This is a genomic window from Brachybacterium sp. (assembly GCF_036379615.1).
Lineage (GTDB): Bacteria > Actinomycetota > Actinomycetes > Actinomycetales > Dermabacteraceae > Brachybacterium.
On the sequence record NZ_DASVGJ010000024.1, the window covers coordinates 1 to 20058 of the forward strand.

The following is a 20058-nucleotide window of genomic DNA, read 5'->3' on the forward strand; positions in this document are numbered from 1 at the left end:
GGGGGGCGGGGCCGGAGCGGCTCAGGGGGCGAGCGCGGTACGGGTCAGGCCTGTGGCCTCCGGCAGGCCGAGGGCCAGGTTCAGGGACTGCAGCGCCGCACCGGCGGTGCCCTTGACCAGGTTGTCCAGCGCCGAGACCACGGTGGCCTGGCCGCTGCGACGGTCCACCGTCGCCCCGATCCGCAGGGTGTTCGCGCCGGCCACCTCACCGGTGGAGGGGAAGACGCCCTCGGGGAGGACCGTCACGAAGTGCTCGTCCGCATAGTCGGCATGCAGCGCGGCGAGCAGATCTGCGGTGGTGGTGCCCGTGGCGACCGGCGCCGTGCACACGGCGAGGATCCCGCGGCTCATCGGCACCAGGACCGGGGTGAAGGTGAGGCGGTGGCCGGTCCCGCCGCTGGCGCGCCGGAGGTTCTGCAGCACCTCCGGGACGTGCCGGTGACTGCCGCCCACGGCGTACGGGACGGCGCTGCCGTGCGCCTCGGCGAACATCAGGTGCTGCTTGGCGGCGCGGCCCGCGCCCGAGTAGCCGACCGGGAGCACTGCGCCCAGGTGGGAGGCGTCCAGGAGCCCGGCCCGCAGCAGCGGCGCGAGGGCGAGCGTGACGGCGGTGGCATTGCAGCCGGGCACCGCGATCTCCCGGGCGCCGACCAGGTGGTCGCGCTGGCGGCCGCCGTCCGCGAGGGGCAGCTCGGGCATGCCGTAGGTCCAGGTGCCCGAATGCTCGCTGCCGTAGTACTCGCTCCAGTCCTCGGCGCTCTCGAGGCGGTGATCGGCCCCGAGGTCGAGCACCAGCACGTCCGGGTCCTCCGCCCGCAGCGCGGCGGCGATCTCGCCCGACTGGCCGTGCGGCAGAGCGAGCACGACGGCGTCGTGGCCGCGCAGCGTGTCCACGCTCGTCTCGTCGAGCACGGGATCATGGCCGAGGTCGATGTGCGGTGCGACCTCGGAGAGGTGCTTGCCCGCGCTCGAGTGGGCCGTCACGGTCGCGACCTCGACGCCGGGATGCCCGGCGAGCAGCCGAAGGGTCTCGCCCCCCGCGTACCCGGAGGCGCCGACGACGGCCAGGCGAGGACGGCGCACCGCACCACCCGCAGGGGTCGCGGTGGCGTCGAGGGGGGCGTCGGAGTGGGCGAGTGCTGCGCCGGGAAGGGAGGCCATCCCGGAAGTATATACACCCTCCTGCATGATCAGCCACTCGATGTCGTCGCCGCCCCGAGCGTCACGAGATCGGCACCAGGGGCGACTCGGCGGAGGGGACGACGTGGTCGATCCGGAGCATCGGGATCCGGCCCCGCTCGATCGCTCGGGCGGCGAGGGCGTTGACGAACAGCGCGTAGGAGTCCAGTGCCGTCGCGGTGGGTCCGAGCTCGCGCCGGGCATGCTCGACCAGGCTCGGGAACCGCTCCGGATGCTGCTCGTCCTCGCTCTCCCAGGGCGCGGCGAAGTACTCGTCCCCGCCCAGGTGGATCGCCTCCCCCGGGAACAGCTCCGTGACCGCTTCGAGCAGGGCGAGGGCGAGCTCGAGCGACTCGGGGCGGGCGATGTCCAGACGGTCCTCGTGCACCGTGCCGTGGCGGTCGCTCAGGCGCAGATGCTCCCTGCCCACCAGCAGCGCTGCGGCGTGGGAGGGGAGATCGATCTCCGGGATCAGGGCGATCCCGGCGGCGTCGGCCGCGTCGACGATGCGCGTGACCTCCTCGTGGTCCCAGGCATCGTCGGCGGCGAGCTCCTCGAAGCCCGGCAGCACCACCCCCACCCGGTGGGTCTCGGTGAGGTGGAGGTGCAGCGCCGTGAAGCCGAGCCCGGAGATGCGGTCGAGCAGATCGATCACGCCCCCGACGCTGAAGGCCCTGCGTCCCACATCGAGGCTGAGGCCCTGGTACCTCGCACTTCTCAGGCCGCTGGACGGCGGCATGGCGATCAGTCGCGCGGGGTGCGCAGGAACGGGATGACGGGCAGCTTCACCCGTCGGCCCTTGGACGCCATCACCGTGCCGACGATCGCGTAGACGGCCTCCATCACCGAGACCAGGAAGAACAGCCCGATCATGGTGACGGCGAGCACCTCCATCGCCGGCGAGAAGAAGACACCGCCGCTGGGCGCCGGGGTGCCGGTGAGCAGCCCGAGCACGATGGTCAGCACCATCAGCACGGGCCAGCACAGCTGGGTCAGTCCCCAGTTCGCGGCGCGCACGCCGTTGACCGCGGCGAGACCGCCGTGCTGTCGCTGGCGCAGCCCGACGATGAGCTGGGTGACCCCGGCGACGATCAGGCCAAGGAACGGGATCGGGAGATACGCCAGGAAGCCGAGCGCCCAGGCGATGGTCCCCGTGCGCTCCGGCACCGGCGGCGCGCCATGACCGGCGCCCTCCGCCGCCGGAGCGTGGGGCGGCCTCCCGGGTGCGGGGTGCGCCGGAGTGCGGTCGGGCTGCGGTGCGGGCGGGGTGCTCATGCGCGCAGCACACCTCCCACAGCGGACTCGACCGCGGCGATGCAGCGCGTGCGCGCCTGACCGATCTGCTCCGCGGTGAGGGTCCCCTCGACCGAGCGCAGCCGCACCGCGAAGGCGAGCGACTTCCGTCCCTCGCCGATCTGCTCGCCGGTGTAGACGTCGAAGAGGTGGACGCGCTCGGCGAGGTCGCCCATGCCCACCACGATCGCGGCCTCGACCGCAGAGGCGGGGACGTCCTGGTCGACCACGAAGGCGAAGTCCTCCTTCGCCACCGGGTAGGTCGGCACCGGCTCCGCGACGACGACGGCCGGGGCCGCGGCGATCAGCGCCTCGAGGTCGAGCTCGAGCGCGCTGGTGCGTGCGGGCAGGCCGAACTCCTTGACCACGGCGGGGTGCAGCTCGCCGGCGTGGCCGATCACGGTGCTCACTCCGTCGGCCGCGAGGACGCGCAGCTCTCCGGCGCGGCCGGGGTGGAAGGGTGCGTGCTCGATCTGGCGCACCTCGAGCTCCGCGCCGACGGCGGCGGCCGCTCGACGGGCCAGGTCGAAGGCGTCGGCCCAGCCCCAGGGCGCGGTCTCGCCCTGCCAGGAGGCGGGACCGGAGGCTCCACCGACCACGGCGGCGAGGGATCGGGCCTGCAGCGGCAGGGCGTCGAGGATCGCCTCGAGCTCGGCCTCGCCGGGGCGCTGCGCAGGAGCGGGCACGGGCGCGACGGCGCCCTCGGCGCGGGAGAGGGAGGTGGTGGCGACCTGGAAGATCGCGACCGACTCCTCGCCGCGTCCGAGGTTGCGACGGGCGACGGGCAGCAGGGTCTGCAGCAGGGAGCTGCGCAGCAGCGGTTCGTCATCCGCCAGCGGGTTCAGCAGGCGCACCGCGCTGCGGCGGGGGTCGCCGGCCTCGTAGCGCAGGGCATCGAAGATGCCCTCGCCCACGAAGGGGTAGGAGGAGACCTCGACCAGACCTGCTTCGACGAGCGCCCGGTGCGCGGAGCGACGGGCGCGCTGGGCCCGGGTGAGCCCGCGACCGCCGGGGGCGGTGGGCAGGAGCGAGGGGATCGTCTCGTAGCCGACGAGACGGGCGATCTCCTCGATGAGATCCTCGCGGATGGCGAGGTCCGGACGCCAGGAGGGCGGGGTGACCGCGAGGGTGCCCGGATCGGCGTCCTCGACGGTGCAGCCGATCATCTCGAGGCTGCTGCGCACCTGCTCGGGCGTGTACGCGATGCCGACGACGCGCGCGGCATCCCCGATGCCCAGGGCGATCGGAGCGGCCGGCGCCGGGGCGGCGCCCTCGTCGGTGACCGACGCGGCGATCTCGCCGCCGCCGTGCTCGACGATCAGCTGGGCGGCGCGGTGGGCCGCGGTCAGAGGGAGCTGCGGGTCCACGCCGCGTTCGAAGCGCTTGGACGCCTCGGAGGGCAGGCGGTGACGGCGCGCGGAGCGGGCGATCGAGGTCGAGTGGAAGGTCGCCGCCTCGAGCACGATGTTCGTGGTCGCCGCGGAGACCTCGGTGGATTCGCCGCCCATCACCCCGGCGATGCCGAGCAGGCGCTCGCCCTCGCCCCCCTCGCTGTCGGTGATCAGCAGGTCCTCGGGATCCAGCGTGCGGGTCACGTCGTCCAGCGTGGTGAGCTTCTCGCCCGGGAGGGCGCGGCGCACGACGATCGGAGCGACCACCTCGTCCGCGTCATAGGCATGCAGCGGCTGGCCGAGGTCGAGCATCACGTAGTTGGTGACGTCCACGATCAGCGAGATCGGTCGCATCCCGGCCAGGGTCAGCCGGCGGGCCATCCAGCGCGGGGTCTGCGCCGCGGGGTCCACGCCGCGCACCTCGAGGGCCACGAAGCGGGAGCAGCCCGGGGCACCGTTCAGCGGTGCCTGGTCGCGCAGCTGCACGGCCACGCCCGCACCGTCGGCCTGCGGGATCTCGACCGTGGAGACGGGGTCGGTGTAGGCGGCGCCGGTCGCGTGGGAGTACTCGCGGGCCACGCCCCGCATCGAGAAGCAGTAGCCGCGGTCCGGGGTCACGTTGATCTCGACGACCTCGTCGGCGAGGCCCAGCAGGGCGATCGCGTCATCGCCGGGCTCGGCGGTGAGGCCCTCGGCGTGGCCGCGGCCCAGCACGATGATGCCGTCCTCACCGGCCGGGTCCTCCCCCAGGCCCAACTCGTCGCCGGAGCAGATCATGCCGTCGGAGGTGTGGCCGTAGGTCTTCCGGGCCGCGATCGCGAAGTCGCCGGGCAGCACGGTGCCGGGCAGGGAGACGACCACCAGGTCGCCGCCTTCGAAGTTGTGCGCGCCGCAGATGATGCCGCGGCTGGGGCGCTCCTCGCCCGGCTGGGGGTCCTTGGGGTTGTCGAGCTCCTCGTTGTGCTCGGGGCCGACGTCCACCCGCACCCAGTTGATGGTCTTGCCGTTCTTCTGCGGCTCCTTGACGAGCTCGAGCACGCGGCCGACGACCAGCGGGCCGGTCACCTGGGCTCCGAAGATCGCTTCTTCCTCGAGCCCCACGCGGGAGAGGTCGGTGGCGACCTGCAGGGCGGAGGCGTCGGCGGGCAGCGCGGTGTGCTCGGCGAGCCAGGTCAGGGGAATGCGGGGCATCTCAGATCTCCGTACCGTAGTGCTGGGAGAAGCGCACGTCGCCCTCCACCATGTCGCGCATGTCCGCCACGCTGTTGCGCAGCATGAGCAGACGCTCGATCCCGAGGCCGAAGGCGAAGCCCTGGTACTCCTCGGGGTCCACCCCGGCCGCACGCAGCACGTTCGGGTGGACCATGCCGCAGCCGCCCATCTCGATCCAGCCGGTGCCGCCGCAGACCCGACAGGTCGGGTCCGCGTCATGGTCCAGGCCCAGACGCGCCTCGCAGCGGAAGCAGCGGAAGTCCATCTCGGCGCTGGGCTCGGTGAAGGGGAAGTGGTTGGGGCGCAGGCGGGTGATCGGTGCACCGCCGAAGAGGTGCGCGGCGAAGGCGTCGAGGGTGCCCACGAGGTTCGCCATCGTCAGGCCCTTGTCGATCGCGAGGCCCTCGACCTGGTGGAACATCGGCGAGTGGGTCGCGTCGATCTCGTCGGCCCGGTAGACGGTGCCGGGGCACGCGACATACAGCGGTGCGCCGCGCTCGAGCATCGCGCGGATCTGCACCGGCGAGGTCTGGGTGCGCAGCAGCATCCCGGAGCCCTCGGGCGCGATGTACAGGGTGTCCTGCAGCGAGCGGGAGGGGTGCTCGGGATCAGCGTTCAGGGCGTCGAAGTTCAGCCAGGAGGACTCGATCTCCGGGCCCTCGGCGATCTCCCAGCCGATGCCGACGAAGAAGTCGTTGATCCTGTCGGTCAAGGTGGTCAGAGGGTGCGAGGCGCCGCGCGGGCGGCGGTCCGTGGGGAGGGTGACGTCGACGGTCTCCGCGGCGAGCGCGGCCTCCTCCTCCGCGGCGGCGAGCTCCTGCTCGCGGGCGGCCAGCTGCTTCTGCACCCGACCCTTGCCCTGGCCCACCAGCTTGCCGGCGGCGGCCTTCTGATCCTTGGGCAGGTCCTTGATCGCCCGGTTCGCGCTCGAGAGCACGCTGGCATCGCCCACGTGGTCGATGCGGACCTGCTTGAGCTCGGCGGTGGTGGCGGCGCCGGCGATCGCGGCGAGGGCGGCATCGACGGCGTCGCCGATGGTCGCCTCGTCGATGACCGGGGCGGCGGGAGTCGAGGATGACTCGGACACGGGGTTCGCTTTCGTCCGGGGGCGGGAGGGTGCGGGCACCGCGGTGCGGAACTGCGGCGCGGGCACCGCAGGCCATTCTAGGAGGCGCGAGGGGTGCTGGGTGCGCGGGCCGTCCGGGCGCCGAGACGCGCCCCCGCGAGCGGGGCCGGATCGCCTGCTCACGGTTAGGCTGGCGACGAACCCCGACCTCGAAGGAGGCCAGCATGTCCTGGACCGTGAAGGGCGTCGTCGCCCGCAGTGAGAAGCAGCCCGCGGAGCTGCTCGACATCGTCATCCCCGACCCCGGCCCGCACGACGTGGTCGTCGACATCGAGGCGACCGGTGTGTGCCACACCGACCTCGCCTACCGCGACGGCGGCATCAACGACGAGTTCCCCTTCCTGCTGGGGCACGAGTCCGCAGGCCGCGTCTCGGTGATCGGCGAGAACGTCACCCATGTGGAGGTGGGCGACTACGTGGTGCTGAATTGGCGCGCCGTGTGCGGGCAGTGCCGGGCCTGCAAGAAGGGCGTGCAGCAGTACTGCTTCGACACCCACAACGCCTCCACGCCCATGACCCTCACCGACGGCACCGAGCTGACGGCGGCGCTCGGCATCGGCTCCTTCGCCGAGAAGACCCTGGTCCACGAGGGCCAGTGCACGAGGGTCTCCGAGGACGCGCCCGCCGAGGTCGCCGGACTGCTGGGCTGCGGAGTGATGGCCGGCATCGGCGCGGCGATCAACACCGGCCAGGTGCAGCGCGGGGAGTCGCTCGCCGTGATCGGTCTGGGCGGCATGGGCTGCGCGGCGATCGCCGGCGCGAAGCTCGCCGGCGCCACCACCATCATCGGCCTGGACGTGGACGAGAAGAAGCTCACGGCCGCCGAGGAGCTCGGCGCGACCCACACCGTGCTCACCAAGGACCTCTCCCCCCAGCAGGTGGCCGAGAAGGTCCAGGAGCTCACCGGCGGCTTCGGCGCCGACGTGGTCGTGGACGCCGTGGGCATCCCGCAGACCTACGAGACCGCCTTCTACGCGCGTGATCTCGCCGGGCGCGTGGTGCTCGTGGGCGTCCCCCGCCCGGGCGTGGAGCTCACCCTGCCGCTGCTGGACGTGTTCGGCCGCGGAGGGGCGCTGAAGTCCTCCTGGTACGGCGACTGCCTGCCCGAGCGGGACTTCCCCTACCTCATCGACCTGTTCCTGCAGGGCCGGCTGCCGCTGGACCGCTTCGTCACGGGCCGCACGGACCTCGCCGGCACGGACGCGGCGCTGGACGCGCTGCATGACGGGAGCTCGCTGCGCACCGTGGTGGAGGTGGCCCGATGACCGCGCGCCTGAACCATGCCGTGACCTCCGGCACCTTCAGCCTGGACGGCGAGACCCATGAGGTGGACAACAACGTGTGGGTGCTCGGCGATGACGAGCAGTGCGTCGTCTTCGACGCCCCGCACGACGTGGCGACCGTCGAGGAGCTCGTGGGCGACCGGGAGTGCGTGGGGATCCTGCTCACCCACGCGCACGACGACCACGTGCGCTTCGCCCCGGAGCTGTCCGAGGCGCTCGAGGCGCCGATCCTGCTGAACCCCGCCGATGCCGAGGTCTGGCAGCTCACCCACGGCGACCTGCCCTGGGACGACGCGGTCGAGGACGGCGACATGTTCACGATCGCGGGCGTGAGCCTTGAGGCCCTGCACACCCCGGGCCACTCCCCCGGCTCGACCTGCTACTACTCCGAGGAGCTGGGCGCCGTGTTCACCGGCGACACGCTGTTCCAGGGCGGGCCCGGCGCGACCGGCCGCTCCTTCTCTTCCCGGGAGACGATCGAGGAGTCCGTGCGCGAGCGCCTGTTCGCGCTGCCCGAGGACACGGTGGTGCACACCGGTCACGGCCCGGACACGACCATCGGCACCGAGAAGCGGGCGGCGCAGGGAGACTGGCTGTGAGACTCGACCCCGGCGGCCGCTGAGCCACGGGACCGCGAACGGCGGCGATCATCCCTCGATGATCGCCGCCGTCCTGCGTGACGGGCGCTCCGCACGACGGCGGCGCCGGCTCGGGGCGTGCGACCGGCGGGGAAGAGGTGTTCGTCCTGGCGGTGTCGGTGCGGCCTCGCCGGCGTTCCCGGTCTCACCGTCGGGAGACTCCGGTCGTCTCAGTCTCCCGTCGGTGCCGCTGCTCGCCGCTTCTCGATCCTCCACACCAGGAGGACGGCGACCGCCTGGGCGAGGAGGGACAGCAGCATGTACGGTCCGGCGGCGCCCGCGGACCGGTCCTGGCTGATGCCACCGCCGTCGGCGAAGAGCGATCCGATCACCATGGCGAACACGTTGTTCATGGCGTGGTAGGCGATGGAGGCCTCGAGCCCGCGACCGAGCAGGGCGATGAGTGCTGTGCTCGCGCCGAGGCCGAGGTAGTTCAGGATCATCCATGGGTCGAAGCTCGTGTGCAGCAGGGCGAAGAGAACGGTGGACAGGCCGATCCCGACCACGAGCGCGGGTCGCGCCGCGCGGATCCACGAGGCGTAGGACGCGGTGAGCACGCCGCGGAAGGCGATCTCCTCGGCGGCAGCCTGGAGAGGTGTCGTCAGAAGCACGATGACCAGGAGCGCGACCGTCGTCCCGGTGATGGCGAAGGCGGAGCCCGGTGAGGGCTCGACCAGGTGGATGAGCAGGTTCAGGGCCACCATCAGCCCGGCGAACAGCGCTGTGTAGCTGGCGAGGCGTCGCCAGGAGAATCTCCGGCCCAGCGTCACGGCGCTGCGCCACGGGACCCTGCTGGTCACCCGGAGGGCGAGCAGCGAGAGCGGTGCGATGAGGATGATCGCGAGGTTGGTGGCGAGATAGGAGAGAGGGGTGAGGGTGGGGTCGCTGGGATCTGCTCCCCAGAGTCCGACCTCGACGATCGCGGCTGCTGCGAGAAACAGGAGTTGCAGGATGTATGTCGCGGCGACCACGAGGAGGGTCAGCAGCATCGGCGCCCACCAGCGCACGGTGAGGTGAGCACCGAACGGGCGGGAGACGTCGACGGAACGGTCATCGGCGGGCATCAGAGTTCCTTCCAGCAGTGGCCGTGTACGGCTGCTAGTCGAAACCCTGCCCCGGGGGCACGGTCAACGCCGCTGAGGGTCACGTCTCCGCCTGTGCGGCTTCCCTTCCCGAGTCCGACGATCGAAGATGGGTGCCATGCTCAGCCGCCCCTCGACCGATGTCCCTGAGCACTGATGGCCTGGAGCACCCGGCGCCTCGCCCAGCTCGGGGGGACCACCGTCAAGACGATCCGCCACTACCACCGGATCGGGCTGCTCGACGAGCCGGAACGCGCCGGGAACGGCTACAAGCAGTACGGCACAGCCCATCTCGTGCGCATCCTGCAGATCGCACGGCTGCGCGATCTGGGGATGGGGCTCGCCCAGATCGCCGAGCTGGAGCACTCCGACGAGGCATTCGCCCAGACGTTGCAGCTGCTTGACGCCCAACTCGCCGAATCGATCTCCCACCAGCAGCAGCTGCGCGCTGAGATCGCCGCACTCACCCGGCACCGCGCCACGCCGGACACACCCGCGGGCTTCGCGGAGGTCGCAGACCACCTCACCCCCGCCGACCGGTCGATGATCATGATCAGCTCCCAGCTCTTCCACGCTCGAGGCGTGCAGGACATGAAGGAGATCGTCGCCGCCCACCAGGACGCGGACAGGGACTTCGACGAGCTCCCTGCCGGGGCGGGTCCCGACGAGATCCGCGGCGTCGCCGCGCACCTGGCGCCCATGCTCGAGGCGATCTACGCAGAGCACCCCGCCGTGAAGACCCCTCCGCTCAGAGCCCGCACCGCAGACTCGCTCCGAGATCTCCACCGAGCGGTCACGGAGCTCTACAATCCGGCCCAGGTCGAAGCGCTCCGCCAGGCCCACCTCCTGGCCCACCAGCACTCAGCGAGCACTGACGAGGAGTGAACGCGGTGCTGTCGCTGCACCACAGCGCTGCCGCACGGTGATGATGGTCGCGCAGCTCCCCACCGCATGAGCTCCTAAGCTCGGAGGGCGTCTTCGGGGTCCGCCCCGAACGGACCTGGCGCTTTCGCCCCGGGAAGGGCGTCGTCCTTGGCATAGTGACGGGGGTGCAGCCGATGACCGAGGCGCGGGAGCGACGATGCGATCACTGACCACGATCTCGTGGCTGTGCCGCCGCGCGTTCTCGGCGGCACCGATCATGGTCTCCTGGACCACGGTCGTCTCGCTGGCGCTGGCCGCGGTCCCGGCCCTCCAGGTGCTGGTCATCGCGGCGCTGATCGACGCTCTCGGCCGTGCGGATCAGATCCGCGACATCGCCGGGCTGCTCCTCGCGATGGTCCTGATCGTCGGGCTCACCCCACCGCTGACCACGATCTGCGGGGACTTCCAGCAGCGTGCGGCGCAGCGCCTCCAGGCGAGCCTCAACGCCTCGCTGGTGCGGGAGGCGGCGCGCATCGCGCCGGCCGAGCTCGTCAACTCGGCCATCGCCTCTCGGGTCGAGCGCCACTCTCGGGCGATCGGGGAGGGGATCTCCTGGTCCTTCTCGCAGTACTCGACGGCGGTCATGGCGCTCCTGTCCTCCATCGGGGTGATCGCCACCGTGTTCACGTTCAGCGCGATCGCCGGAGCGCTCACGCTGCTCGCCCTGATCCCGCCGCTGGTGTACTCGCGGTATCTCTCCCGCGTCTGGGAGACCCAGTGGGACCTCGTCAGCCCGCACTACGACCGGGAACGCTACCTGCGCGAGCTCATCATCCGGCAGCGTTCCGCCACCGAGCTCGCGAGCCTCGGGACCTCGGAACGAGTCGCGGAGATGGTCGCCTCCCGCTGGCGCACGATCGACATCATCATGGCCAGGGCGCTGCGGCCCCAGACCGTCGGCTCGTCGCTGAGCGGCCTCGTGACGACGCTCCTGCTCGGGGGCGCGATCATCGCCGTCGTCCTCGGAGCCGAGCTCGAGTCGCCGGCCGTCGCCGGGATCTACGGCGTCATGGCCGCGATGGCGGCGTCCGCGGGCGCTGGCCTGAACGCCGGCCTCGCGATCGAGCAGCTCCCCCTCACATCGGGACTCCGCGACTTCCTCTCGGCCGGGCGGAGCACTCGGGTGCACCCGAGCCCGAGCGACGTGCTGTCCCTGCGGACGACGGGACTGACCCATCGCTACGACGGCCGCCACCACGACGCGATCTCCGACGTGGACATCGAGGTCTCGCGCGGGGAGGTCATCGCCCTGGTGGGCATCAACGGAGCCGGGAAGACCACGACGGTCAACGCGATCCTGGGCCTCGTCGACGCCCACGCAGGCACGGTCGCGATCGACGGGAGGACCCGCGCGGAGCTGGGCGAGTCCGCGTGGCTCGCGCACTTCGGACTCCTCACCCAGGAGTTCGGACGGTTCGAGCTGACCGTGCGCGATGCCGTGCAGCTCGGCTCGCCGCGGAGCGATGTCTCCGACGACGACGTGTGGACCGCGCTGAGATCGGCCCACGCCGCCGGCATGGTGGAGGCGATGCCCGATGGGCTGGACCAGCAGCTCGGCGAGCAATGGGGAGGCGTCGGGATCTCCGGCGGGCAATGGCAGCGGCTCGCACTGGCCCGCATCTACCTGCGCGACTGCCCGATCTGGGTCCTCGACGAGCCGACGTCCGCGATCGACGCGGAGGCCGAGCAGGAGATCTTCCACGAGCTGCAGCGCACGAAGCAGGGTCGGATCACCGTGGTCGTCTCCCACCGCGCATGGACGCTGAAGGAGATGGACCGCATCTACGTCTTCGACGACGGCAGAGTCGTCGAACAGGGCGACTACGGCCAGCTCCTCGCCCGACAGGGCCGATTCGCCGCCATCTTCGCCGAACAGAGCTAGGCGTGAGCCCGTGCTGATCTCACGGGCTCCGCCGCGCCACGTCGCTGTCGGTCGCCGGCGGCTCCACGCCGTCCTGGGGCCCCTCGGCGTCCCGCTCGGCGCCGTCGCGCTCGACCCCGTCGGCACTGCTCTCGGCCACATCGGGACCGCGCTCGGCCCCGTCGGCACCGCCCTCACCCCGCAGCGTCGCGAGATACGCGTTGTACGCCGCGAGCTCGGCCCCGCCGTCGCGGGCGGCCTTGCGGTCGAACTGCCGCGCCCGGCGATCCTCGGACTTCATCCACAGCACGGCGACGATGATCGCGTAGCCGACGGTGGGAACCTCGGAGATCGCCCACATGATCGTGCCGCCCCGGATCTGGACCAGCTCCAGCTGGTCCGCCGTGTACATCCCCAGCTGCGCGTACCAGCCCTCCGCGACCAGCCAGGTCGCCGAGACCATGGCCACCCCGAAGAAGGCGTGGAAGGCGAGGGTGACCAGCAGGGTGATCAGCTTCAGCACCGGGTTGATCGGCTTCTGCGAGGGGTCGATGCCGATCAGCACCCACGCGAAGAGGTAACCGGAGGCGAGGAAGTGGACGGTCATCAGCACATGCCCGAGGTGGTGGCGCATGGCCAGCTCGAACAGGGGCGAGAAGTAGAAGATGACCAGGGAGCCGACGAAGATCAGCCCGGCCAGCGGCGGGGAGGAGAGCAGCCGGGAGTAGCCGGAGTGCAGAGCGGCCAGCACCCATTCCCGTACGCCGCGGGAGCCGTCGGTGCGGGGCGCCACCGCACGCGTCAGCAGCGTGACCGGGGCGCCGAGCACCCACAGCGGCGGCACGATCATCATCATCGCCATGTGCTGGACCATGTGCGCATCGAAGCGGAACCTGCCCCAGGCGGCGGCGCCGCCGTTCATCACCCAGGCGAAAGCCAGGCAGCCGGCGAGGAAGCAGGCCGTCCGGATCCACGGCCAGGCGTCCCCGCGGCGCGTCAGCCGCACCACCCCGGTGAGGTAGAGCCCGGCCATGGTCACGGCCAGGGCGAGCGCGATCCAGTCGGGCTGGAACACCGTGAACAGAGCCCCGGGCGAGAACTCCTGCTCCGGGGGGAGGTAGCCCACCAGCGACAGCACCGTCAGGTCCCCCACGGCGGGGATGTCCTGCGGGACAGGCGGGGCGGAGCGGCCCAGCGCGATCGAGGCACCGATCACCGCCGCCATCACCAGGCCCTCGGTCGCGGCGAGGTGGCGGAACCGGAGCCGCTCCCCCAGCCGGCCCCGCTGCAGCGCCCCCAGCACCGCGAGGGCGAGCAGCCCCAGCGCCTTGGCGAGCACCACGCGGCCGTAGCCGGTCGTGAACAGCTCCGCGACGCTCGACATCCGGATCCCAGCGCTGATCAGCCCGCTCATCGCGAGGGCGGTCACCGCCGCCAGCGCCCAGGGCGAGAACCGCTGGATCGCGGTCGCCATCTGCGACTCGTCCATCCGTGCGCTGAGCAGGAAGAGCACCAGCAGGCCGCCGGCCCAGACGGAGACGGCCACCAGGTGCACGGACATGGCGTTGACGGCGTTGACGTGGTCGAGGCTGGAGCCGGCATGCCCGGCGAGCCCCAGGGTCGCCGCGCCGATCCCGGCGAAGGCCAGGCCCCAGCACGCCAGCACCGTGGACCGCGCGAGCAGGTAGGCGAGGGCGGACAGCGCGGCGAAGACGGCGATGCCGAGCTGGATCCGGCCCAGCTCTCCGCCGATCGCCACCTCCCAGACGTTCAGGTCGGTGCCGGCACCGGCGGCCTCCAGGCCGACGAGCGGGATCAGGGCGAGGGAGGCCACCGCCCACAGCAGCGCTCCCGCCGCGCCGAGGCGCACGGTCCTGCGGCGCAGCGGGTCCAGGGTGGTCACCTCGCGGCGACCGGGACCGGGCAGCAGCAGCACGGCCGTGCCGCCGGCGCCGATGGCGAGCAGCAGGCCCAGGTGGTGGACGGCTCGGACGACGGGCAGCCCCCATGTCACCAGCGGGGAGGCCGGGACCAGCTCCGCCGGGGTGAGGGCACCGGTGGCGGCCATGCCCACCAGGGCGGCTGCCACGGTGAGCAGCAGGAGGAGGGGGATGCTGAGGGTGCTCGCGCGGCGGAGGTCGACGCTCATGCCCCTGCCTGCCGTCGCCGGAGCGTCTCGAAGAGGCAGACGGTCGCGGCGGTGTGGACGTTGAGCGATTCGGCGTGCCCCGCCAGCGGGATCCGCACCGTGAGCGGAGCGGCTCCGAGGGTCGCCTCGTCCAGCCCTCGCGCCTCATTGCCGAGGATCCAGGCGATGCGTGCGGGCAGATCGACGGTGAACAGCTCGGAGCTCGCGTACCCGCTGGTGGCGGCCGCGACGATCGAGGTGCCTGCCAGCGCGGCGAGCACGTCGTCGATCTCGGCGCCGGTGACCACGGGGAGGTGGAACAGGCTGCCGACGGCGGCACGGACCGCCTTCGGCGAGAAGGGGTCGGCGCTGGTGCGGGTGAGCAGCACCAGGTCCGCGCCGGACGCATCGGCGGTGCGGATCAGGGTGCCGACGTTGCCGGGATCGCGGACCTCGTGGAGGACCACGACGGTGAGCGCGCCGTCGGCCGGGAGCGCCTCGAGCGCGGCGCGAGCGGTGACAGGGTCCTCGGCGGGCAGGGCGCCGACGGCGACCACCCCCTGCGGGGAGACCAGGGTGCCGGCGGCGGGTTCCGAGGCCCCCTCGCCCTCGCGCACCAGGGCGCGGAGGATCGGCTCGTCGACCCTGCGGACGGGGAGGCCGGCTGCGTCGGCGAGCTCCACCAGCTCAGGATGGTCGGCGGCGGCGCGCTCGGTCATGAAGACCTCGCGCGCCAGCTCCGGCCGGTGCGCGAGCAGCGAGCGGACCGACTGGGGCCCCTCGATGCGGAATCGGCCCTGCTTGCGACGCGCAGAGCGCCCGGCCAGTGCCGCCACCTTCCGCACCCGCTCGGAGCGGGGCGAGGTGAGCGGCGACCTGTCCGGGCGCTCGTTCATCGCAGAAGAGTCCGCGATGTCAGGCTGCCGGGGCGTTGACGTCCTCGGGGAGGGCGTTCTTGGCGACCTCGACCAGGGCGGCGAAAGCCGGCGCGTCGTTGACGGCGAGCTCGGCGAGCATGCGGCGGTCGACCTCGACACCCGCGAGCCCGAGGCCCTGGATGAGACGGTTGTAGGTCAGGCCGTTCGCGCGGGAAGCAGCGTTGATGCGCTGGATCCACAGCTGGCGGAAGTTGCCCTTGCGCTTCTTGCGGTCGCGGAAGTTGTAGGTCTGCGAGTGCAGCACCTGCTCCTTCGCCTTGCGGTACAGGCGCGAGCGCTGGCCGCGGTAGCCGCTGGCCTGCTCGAGGATTTCCCGACGCTTCTTCTGGGCGTTGACCGCCCGCTTCACGCGTGCCACGTGATACTCCTTCGATCGTAAGTTCAGGGTCGCGGGAGCTCGGCTCCCGCGTGGGCGATCAGCGGCCCAGCAGCTTCTTCATGCGCTTGACGTCGGCCTTGGCGACAGAGGTGTCGTTGCCCAGGCGGCGCTTGCGGGAGGAGGACTTGTGCTCCAGCAGGTGGCGGGCGTTGGCCTTCTCGCGCATGAGCTTGCCCGAGCCGGTGACGCGGATCCGCTTCTTGGTACCCGAGTGGGTCTTGTTCTTCGGCATCTGCCTGTTCTCCTTGTGACGTTTCTCAGGACTCGGTGGCGGTCTCGGCCCCGGCCTCGGTCGAGGGCTTCTCGCCCTCGTTCCGGGCGGCGGCCTTCTCGGCATCGGTCTTGCGCTTGCGGGCCTCGGCCATGGCCTGGGCCTTCTTCTTGTGCGGTCCGAAGACCATCACCATGTTCCGGCCGTCCTGTCGCGGGTGCGACTCGACGAACCCGTACTCCGCGACATCCTCGGCCATTCGCTGCAGCAGCTTCACGCCGCGCTCGGGGCGGGACTGCTCGCGCCCGCGGAAGCGGATGATGACCTTCACCTTGTCGCCGCCGTCGAGGAACTTCTCGACGTTGCGACGCTTGGTGTCGTAGTCGTGGGTGTCGATCTTCAGGCCCATACGGATTTCCTTCTGGACCGTGTTCGCCTGGTTCTTGCGCGCCTCACGGGCCTTCAGGTTGGCTTCGTACTTGTACTTGCCGTAATCCATGAGACGAGCGACCGGCGGGTTCGCGCCGGGCGCGACCTCGACCAGGTCGAGATCTGCTTCCTGGGCGAGACGCAGGGCGTCCTCGACACGGACCTCGCCGACCTGCTCGCCGGCGGGCCCGACCAGGAGGACCTTGGGGACCCTGATCTGACCGTTGATGCGCTGTTCGCTGATGTTGGCTCCTCACCTTGTGTTTCGCGTCGGATGACGACGAAGGCCCCCGCATGTCATGCGGAGGCCCCAAGGTGCACGCGCCGGAGCGCCGAACGGACTGTGACGCCCGCTCGCCGCGCGATGAGGCACGGCTGCGATACTGACCCAGCGGCTGTTCGCCGCGAGCCGGGGCTCACGGGCGGATCGCCACGAGGTGGGAAGGGACTCCACTTGAGGAACGTATGACGAGGGTGTCGACCTGTTCCAGTCGTCTATCCTAGCAGGAGTGCGCCCGCAGTCCAGGTGATGTGCGTCGCGCCCGTCTGCTGCAACCACAGCGAGGAGTTTTGGTGGAGACCGACCGTCACGCACCCGACGGGGACGACCGGATCGGCGAATCCGCACCGACCCCGTCCGAGGGGCCGATCTCCCCTGCAGGAGCGACCCCCTCCGAGGGACGATCCCCGGAGGGGTCGCCCGCCCCGCACGCGGCCGGACCGTCGTACGACTACGGGTACGGGGAGGCGCCGCTCGCGGCGGCGGGCGCCGACGGGCCCCGCGCCGCCGATTCCGGCACGGGCGCTGCGGAGCCCGCTCCCCCGGGCTCGGCGGATGCCCACGCTCCCGCGACCGGTCTCTCCCCCGCCACCGGGAGCCCCTCCACCGAGGACCCCGCCACCGGGGACCCCGCCACCGCGGGCGACCCCACGGATCCCGACGCGTCGCCCGCCACCGGCCTGCACTCCGCGACCGGTGTGCGAGGCACCACGGCGCTGCGTGGCGCCACCGCTCCCCGGGCGGTGCTCCGCCCGGTCCCGGAAGGGTTCCCCACGCCTCCCCCTCGCCCCGCACGCCCGAACCGTCGGCCGGCTCCGAAGCTCGAGGAGGCAGGGTCCCCGAAGCGCCGTTCGGGACTGCTGATCGCCGGGGTCTCCCTGGCCGCCGTGCTCCTGCTGGTGGTCGTTGTGGGCGGTGGGATCCTCGCGATCCGCTCCTTCTCCTCCGCGGGCTCCTCCGACCCTGCCCCGAGCGCGCAGGAGTCCGAGGCCCCTGAGGGGGCCGGCGCGCCCGGAGACCTCCAGCTCGCCGAGGTGACCTTCACCGAGGTGAGCACCGAGGTCGGGGTCCGCTCGGTGGGCGTCTCGCAGAACGCCGTCGAGCCCGAGGGAGAGTTCATCATCGTCACCTTCGAGGTCGACAACCGGTCCGACGTCGGCGTGTCCATGCTGGAGAACCTGACCCTGGAGACCACCGACGGCACGCAGCCGGTGGATGTCGAGGCCACCGGGCTGCACCAGGCCGACAGCAGCGGCGCGACCATCGTCCAGTCCGGCGCGACCACGAACGTCCATGCCGTCTTCGACGTCCCGATCGGTGCCGAGCCCGAAGGGCTCCACATCACGCTGAACACCCTCGACGAGGCCGGCACCCTGCCCCTCGGCACGTGAGCCGGGTTCCGGCGCCGCGCCGGGCACCGGACCGCTCCACACACTGCACTGCACCGCGCACGACACCGCACGCCGCATCACGACGGTCCCCGCCGGGGACCGCAGCCGACCATGGAGGACCCACCAGTGACCGACCACCAGCACGCGGACCAGCACGACCACCACGATCACCCCGACCGCCCCGACCACCCCGGGGAGGACACCAGCGCCCAGGAGCTGCGGGACATCTCCGAGGTGTCCTCGGTGGAGATCATCACCTCCGCCTGCGTGCACCTGATGAGCGCCGCGGCGGTCAAGGTGGGGCTCGCCGAGGACGAGGCCACCGGGCAGTACCAGGACCTCGCCGAGGCCCGGAAGCTGATCAATGCGCTGGCCGGGCTGATCACCGCGGCGGCGCCCGAGATCGGCAACGAGCACGCCCGGTCGCTGCGTGACGGCCTGCGGTCGCTCCAGCTCGCCTTCGCCGAGGCCCTGCCCTTCCCGGATGCCCCCGGGGAGTCTCCGGGCGAGAAGTACACCGGCCGCGTCTCCTGACGATGAGCGGCTCCTGACCTGCCCTCTCGCCGCAGCGGGCGGGTCAGGAGCCGAGCACGATCCGCAGCGAGCTGATCCGCTCCGCGACGATCTCCTCGGTGCCCAGTCGTGCGGTGACCGCATCGACCACGGCCCGGACCTCGCCCGCGGTGAGCCCGGGGCGCAGCTGCAGGTGGAGATCCACCTCGGCCCGCTCCCCCGCCCCGGCCTCGAGCCCGACGACCTGCTCGGAGGCCTCTTCAGCGACCTGCTGCAGGGCGCGGGCGAGCTCAGGGTCCTCGTGCGGGGGGATCCACTCGCGTCCCTGGGCCAGAGCCCACAGCACCGAGCGCGGCAGCAGCACCGGCCCGCCCTCGGCCTCCGGTGTCGCGGCATCCAGCAGCAGGGCGGTGCAGCCCTCCTGCACGGCCGCCTGCGCCGCCTGCGCACCGACCACCGGGACCGGCCGCGCATCCGAGCGCCAGGCGGCGAGCGCACCCACCGAGGTGAACAGCGGCAGCACGGTGCTGCCATCGGGCGCGGTGAGCGAGACCATCGCCATGTCCGCACCGTTGTCACCGGTGAGACCGTGGGCTGTGGTGCCGGTCTCGGTCGCGACCGCCATGATCGGCACCAGCACGCGCGCGGTGCCCAGCGCCGCCACCAGCTGCCGACGGTGAGGGTCCTCCCCCGCCCGATGCGCGGCGAGCGCCGCGACGACCGGCGCGGGAGCGGAGCCGTCATCCCCCGGGAAGGGGCTGACGCTGTAGTCACGCCCTTCCCAGGTCACCCCGGCGGTGTCCGTCAGCGGGGACTTCTCCCGGAAGTGCGCGGGCAGCGTCCGCTGCGCCCGTTCCCCGGCCGACGGCTCAGCGGCGCCGGCCTGCTCAGCGGTGCCGGCCCGCTCAGCGGCATCGGCCGGACCGCCGCCATTGGTCGGACCCGCACCGTCGGCCGGGCCGCCCGGCGCGGAGGTCACGGCCGCCCTGCGACGTCGAGCGCCTCGCCCATCGTGAACGCCTGTGCGTACAGGGCCTTGCCCACGATCGCGCCCTCGACCCCGATCTCGACCAGCTCGCGCAGGGCGCGGAGGTCATCGAGGGAGGAGATCCCGCCGGAGGCGACCACCTTCGCGTCGGTCCGGGAGCACACGTCGCGCAACAGGTCGAGATTCGGGCCGCGCAGGGTGCCGTCCTTGGTGACATCGGTGACGACGTAGCGCTGGCAGCCCGCCTCGTCCAGACGCTCGAGGGTCTCCCACAGGTCCCCGCCCTCACGGGTCCAGCCGCGGGCGGCGAGGGTGGTGCCGCGCACGTCGAGGCCGACGGCGATCCGGTCGCCGTGCTCGGCGAGGATGTCCGCGGTCCATTCCGGATTCTCGAGGGCTGCGGTGCCGAGGTTGACGCGGCGGCAGCCGGTGGCCAGGGCCGCGGCGAGCGATTCATCGTCCCGGATCCCCCCGGAGAGCTCGACGTTCATGTCGACGGCGGCGACCACGTCCGAGAGCAGCGCGGCGTTGCTGCCCCGGCCGAAGGCGGCATCGAGGTCCACCAGGTGCAGCCAGCTCGCGCCGCCCTCCTGGAAGGCGAGGGCGGCGTCCAGCGGGGCGCCGTAGGCGGTCTCGGAGCCCGCCTCGCCCTGGACGAGTCGGACGGCCTGGCCATCCTGCACGTCGACGGCGGGGAGCAGCTCGAGCACGGGAGCGGTCATGGGGTGCCTCCTGGAAGCGGTGAAGCGGTGGTGCGGGCCGGGGCCCAGCAGGGGTGGGAGTGAGGGGCAGTCGCCGGGCGACGAGGTGCA

General features: G+C 72.1%; 19 protein-coding genes. 6 read left to right on the forward strand and 13 right to left on the reverse strand.

Annotated features, from left to right (window positions below; genetic code table 11):
• Nucleotides 1-21: 21 nt before the first annotated feature.
• The 5 genes from argC to pheS form a co-directional block, all read right to left on the reverse strand.
• Nucleotides 22-1161: an N-acetyl-gamma-glutamyl-phosphate reductase gene (argC, locus tag VF289_RS04500; protein WP_330881523.1), complete on the reverse strand. Its 1140-nt coding sequence runs from the start codon at nucleotides 1159-1161 to the stop codon at nucleotides 22-24.
• A gap of 61 nt (nucleotides 1162-1222) precedes the next feature.
• Nucleotides 1223-1918, reverse strand: coding sequence for a family 20 glycosylhydrolase (locus VF289_RS04505; protein ID WP_330881524.1), 696 nt, complete (start codon nucleotides 1916-1918; stop codon nucleotides 1223-1225).
• 5 nt (nucleotides 1919-1923) lie between these two features.
• Nucleotides 1924-2454: a hypothetical protein gene (locus VF289_RS04510; RefSeq protein ID WP_330881526.1), complete on the reverse strand. Its 531-nt coding sequence runs from the start codon at nucleotides 2452-2454 to the stop codon at nucleotides 1924-1926.
• Nucleotides 2451-5054, reverse strand: coding sequence for a phenylalanine--tRNA ligase subunit beta (gene pheT, locus VF289_RS04515; protein ID WP_330881528.1), 2604 nt, complete (start codon nucleotides 5052-5054; stop codon nucleotides 2451-2453). Before pheT ends, VF289_RS04510 begins: the two co-directional genes overlap by 4 nt.
• A gap of 1 nt (nucleotide 5055) precedes the next feature.
• A complete protein-coding gene (gene pheS / locus VF289_RS04520; protein ID WP_330881530.1) occupies nucleotides 5056-6162 on the reverse strand; it encodes a phenylalanine--tRNA ligase subunit alpha in 1107 nt (368 codons plus the stop codon).
• Nucleotides 6163-6365: 203 nt separating this feature from the next.
• Here pheS and VF289_RS04525 point away from each other — a divergent pair, with 203 nt between their 5' ends.
• Together VF289_RS04525 and VF289_RS04530 are read left to right on the forward strand one after the other, a co-directional pair.
• Nucleotides 6366-7466 carry an S-(hydroxymethyl)mycothiol dehydrogenase gene (locus VF289_RS04525; protein ID WP_330881532.1) on the forward strand — a complete coding sequence of 367 codons (1101 nt, stop codon included), beginning with the start codon at nucleotides 6366-6368 and terminating at the stop codon, nucleotides 7464-7466.
• On the forward strand, nucleotides 7463-8083 hold the full coding sequence (locus tag VF289_RS04530) for an MBL fold metallo-hydrolase (protein ID WP_330881534.1): 621 nt from the start codon (nucleotides 7463-7465) through the stop codon (nucleotides 8081-8083). The genes VF289_RS04525 and VF289_RS04530 overlap by 4 nt, the downstream gene beginning before the upstream one ends.
• Before the next feature lie 209 nt (nucleotides 8084-8292).
• Here the strand turns inward: VF289_RS04530 and VF289_RS04535 are convergent, their stop codons facing one another.
• Nucleotides 8293-9186 (reverse strand): CPBP family intramembrane glutamic endopeptidase, encoded by an 894-nt coding sequence (locus VF289_RS04535; RefSeq protein ID WP_330881536.1) that lies wholly within the window; start codon nucleotides 9184-9186, stop codon nucleotides 8293-8295.
• Between the two features lie 174 nt (nucleotides 9187-9360).
• Between VF289_RS04535 and VF289_RS04540 the strand changes: the two genes are divergently transcribed.
• Complete coding sequence (locus tag VF289_RS04540; RefSeq protein WP_330881538.1) at nucleotides 9361-10089, forward strand: MerR family transcriptional regulator; 729 nt, start codon at nucleotides 9361-9363, stop codon at nucleotides 10087-10089.
• A 196-nt stretch (nucleotides 10090-10285) separates the two neighbouring features.
• A complete protein-coding gene (locus tag VF289_RS04545) occupies nucleotides 10286-12010 on the forward strand; it encodes an ABC transporter ATP-binding protein (protein ID WP_330881540.1) in 1725 nt (574 codons plus the stop codon).
• Nucleotides 12011-12029: 19 nt separating this feature from the next.
• Here the strand turns inward: VF289_RS04545 and VF289_RS04550 are convergent, their stop codons facing one another.
• Genes VF289_RS04550 through infC form a run of 5 tightly spaced genes read right to left on the reverse strand, consistent with a single transcriptional unit; the run spans nucleotide 12030 to nucleotide 16318 of the window.
• Entirely contained in the window at nucleotides 12030-14138 is a 2109-nt protein-coding gene (locus VF289_RS04550) for a cytochrome c oxidase assembly protein (RefSeq protein ID WP_330881542.1), read from the reverse strand.
• Nucleotides 14135-15013 carry an RNA methyltransferase gene (locus VF289_RS04555; protein ID WP_330881545.1) on the reverse strand — a complete coding sequence of 293 codons (879 nt, stop codon included), beginning with the start codon at nucleotides 15011-15013 and terminating at the stop codon, nucleotides 14135-14137. Before VF289_RS04555 ends, VF289_RS04550 begins: the two co-directional genes overlap by 4 nt.
• 19 nt (nucleotides 15014-15032) lie before the next feature.
• The gene (gene rplT / locus VF289_RS04560; protein WP_096798794.1) at nucleotides 15033-15413 is read right to left on the reverse strand and encodes a 50S ribosomal protein L20; all 381 of its coding nucleotides are present in this window, start codon (nucleotides 15411-15413) and stop codon (nucleotides 15033-15035) included.
• Between the two features lie 58 nt (nucleotides 15414-15471).
• Nucleotides 15472-15666 carry a 50S ribosomal protein L35 gene (gene rpmI / locus VF289_RS04565; RefSeq protein ID WP_330881550.1) on the reverse strand — a complete coding sequence of 65 codons (195 nt, stop codon included), beginning with the start codon at nucleotides 15664-15666 and terminating at the stop codon, nucleotides 15472-15474.
• 25 nt (nucleotides 15667-15691) lie between these two features.
• A complete protein-coding gene (infC, locus tag VF289_RS04570) occupies nucleotides 15692-16318 on the reverse strand; it encodes a translation initiation factor IF-3 (RefSeq protein WP_330881576.1) in 627 nt (208 codons plus the stop codon).
• Nucleotides 16319-16647: 329 nt separating this feature from the next.
• Here infC and VF289_RS04575 point away from each other — a divergent pair, with 329 nt between their 5' ends.
• The gene (locus VF289_RS04575) at nucleotides 16648-17745 is read left to right on the forward strand and encodes a hypothetical protein (protein WP_330881552.1); all 1098 of its coding nucleotides are present in this window, start codon (nucleotides 16648-16650) and stop codon (nucleotides 17743-17745) included.
• Between the two features lie 126 nt (nucleotides 17746-17871).
• A complete protein-coding gene (locus VF289_RS04580) occupies nucleotides 17872-18279 on the forward strand; it encodes a DUF1844 domain-containing protein (RefSeq protein WP_330881554.1) in 408 nt (135 codons plus the stop codon).
• Nucleotides 18280-18322: 43 nt separating this feature from the next.
• On the opposite strand, the gene VF289_RS04585 is transcribed toward VF289_RS04580, so the two are convergent.
• A complete protein-coding gene (locus VF289_RS04585; RefSeq protein WP_330881556.1) occupies nucleotides 18323-19237 on the reverse strand; it encodes an SseB family protein in 915 nt (304 codons plus the stop codon).
• On the reverse strand, nucleotides 19234-19968 hold the full coding sequence (gene priA, locus VF289_RS04590) for a bifunctional 1-(5-phosphoribosyl)-5-((5-phosphoribosylamino)methylideneamino)imidazole-4-carboxamide isomerase/phosphoribosylanthranilate isomerase PriA (protein ID WP_330881558.1): 735 nt from the start codon (nucleotides 19966-19968) through the stop codon (nucleotides 19234-19236). The genes VF289_RS04585 and priA overlap by 4 nt, the downstream gene beginning before the upstream one ends.
• Between the last annotated feature and the right edge of the window lie 90 nt (nucleotides 19969-20058).

Coding starts and splice junctions, on each gene's coding strand:
- VF289_RS04535 (WP_330881536.1), bottom strand. CDS start 9,186: ATGCCCGCCGATGACCGTTCCGTCGACGTCTCCCGCCCGTTCGGTGCT.
- priA (WP_330881558.1), bottom strand. CDS start 19,968: ATGACCGCTCCCGTGCTCGAGCTGCTCCCCGCCGTCGACGTGCAGGAT.
- argC (WP_330881523.1), bottom strand. CDS start 1,161: ATGGCCTCCCTTCCCGGCGCAGCACTCGCCCACTCCGACGCCCCCCTC.
- VF289_RS04530 (WP_330881534.1), top strand. CDS start 7,463: ATGACCGCGCGCCTGAACCATGCCGTGACCTCCGGCACCTTCAGCCTG.
- VF289_RS04545 (WP_330881540.1), top strand. CDS start 10,286: ATGCGATCACTGACCACGATCTCGTGGCTGTGCCGCCGCGCGTTCTCG.
- VF289_RS04525 (WP_330881532.1), top strand. CDS start 6,366: ATGTCCTGGACCGTGAAGGGCGTCGTCGCCCGCAGTGAGAAGCAGCCC.
- rpmI (WP_330881550.1), bottom strand. CDS start 15,666: ATGCCGAAGAACAAGACCCACTCGGGTACCAAGAAGCGGATCCGCGTC.
- VF289_RS04550 (WP_330881542.1), bottom strand. CDS start 14,138: ATGAGCGTCGACCTCCGCCGCGCGAGCACCCTCAGCATCCCCCTCCTC.
- pheT (WP_330881528.1), bottom strand. CDS start 5,054: ATGCCCCGCATTCCCCTGACCTGGCTCGCCGAGCACACCGCGCTGCCC.
- VF289_RS04555 (WP_330881545.1), bottom strand. CDS start 15,013: ATGAACGAGCGCCCGGACAGGTCGCCGCTCACCTCGCCCCGCTCCGAG.
- VF289_RS04510 (WP_330881526.1), bottom strand. CDS start 2,454: ATGAGCACCCCGCCCGCACCGCAGCCCGACCGCACTCCGGCGCACCCC.
- VF289_RS04505 (WP_330881524.1), bottom strand. CDS start 1,918: ATGCCGCCGTCCAGCGGCCTGAGAAGTGCGAGGTACCAGGGCCTCAGC.
- VF289_RS04540 (WP_330881538.1), top strand. CDS start 9,361: ATGGCCTGGAGCACCCGGCGCCTCGCCCAGCTCGGGGGGACCACCGTC.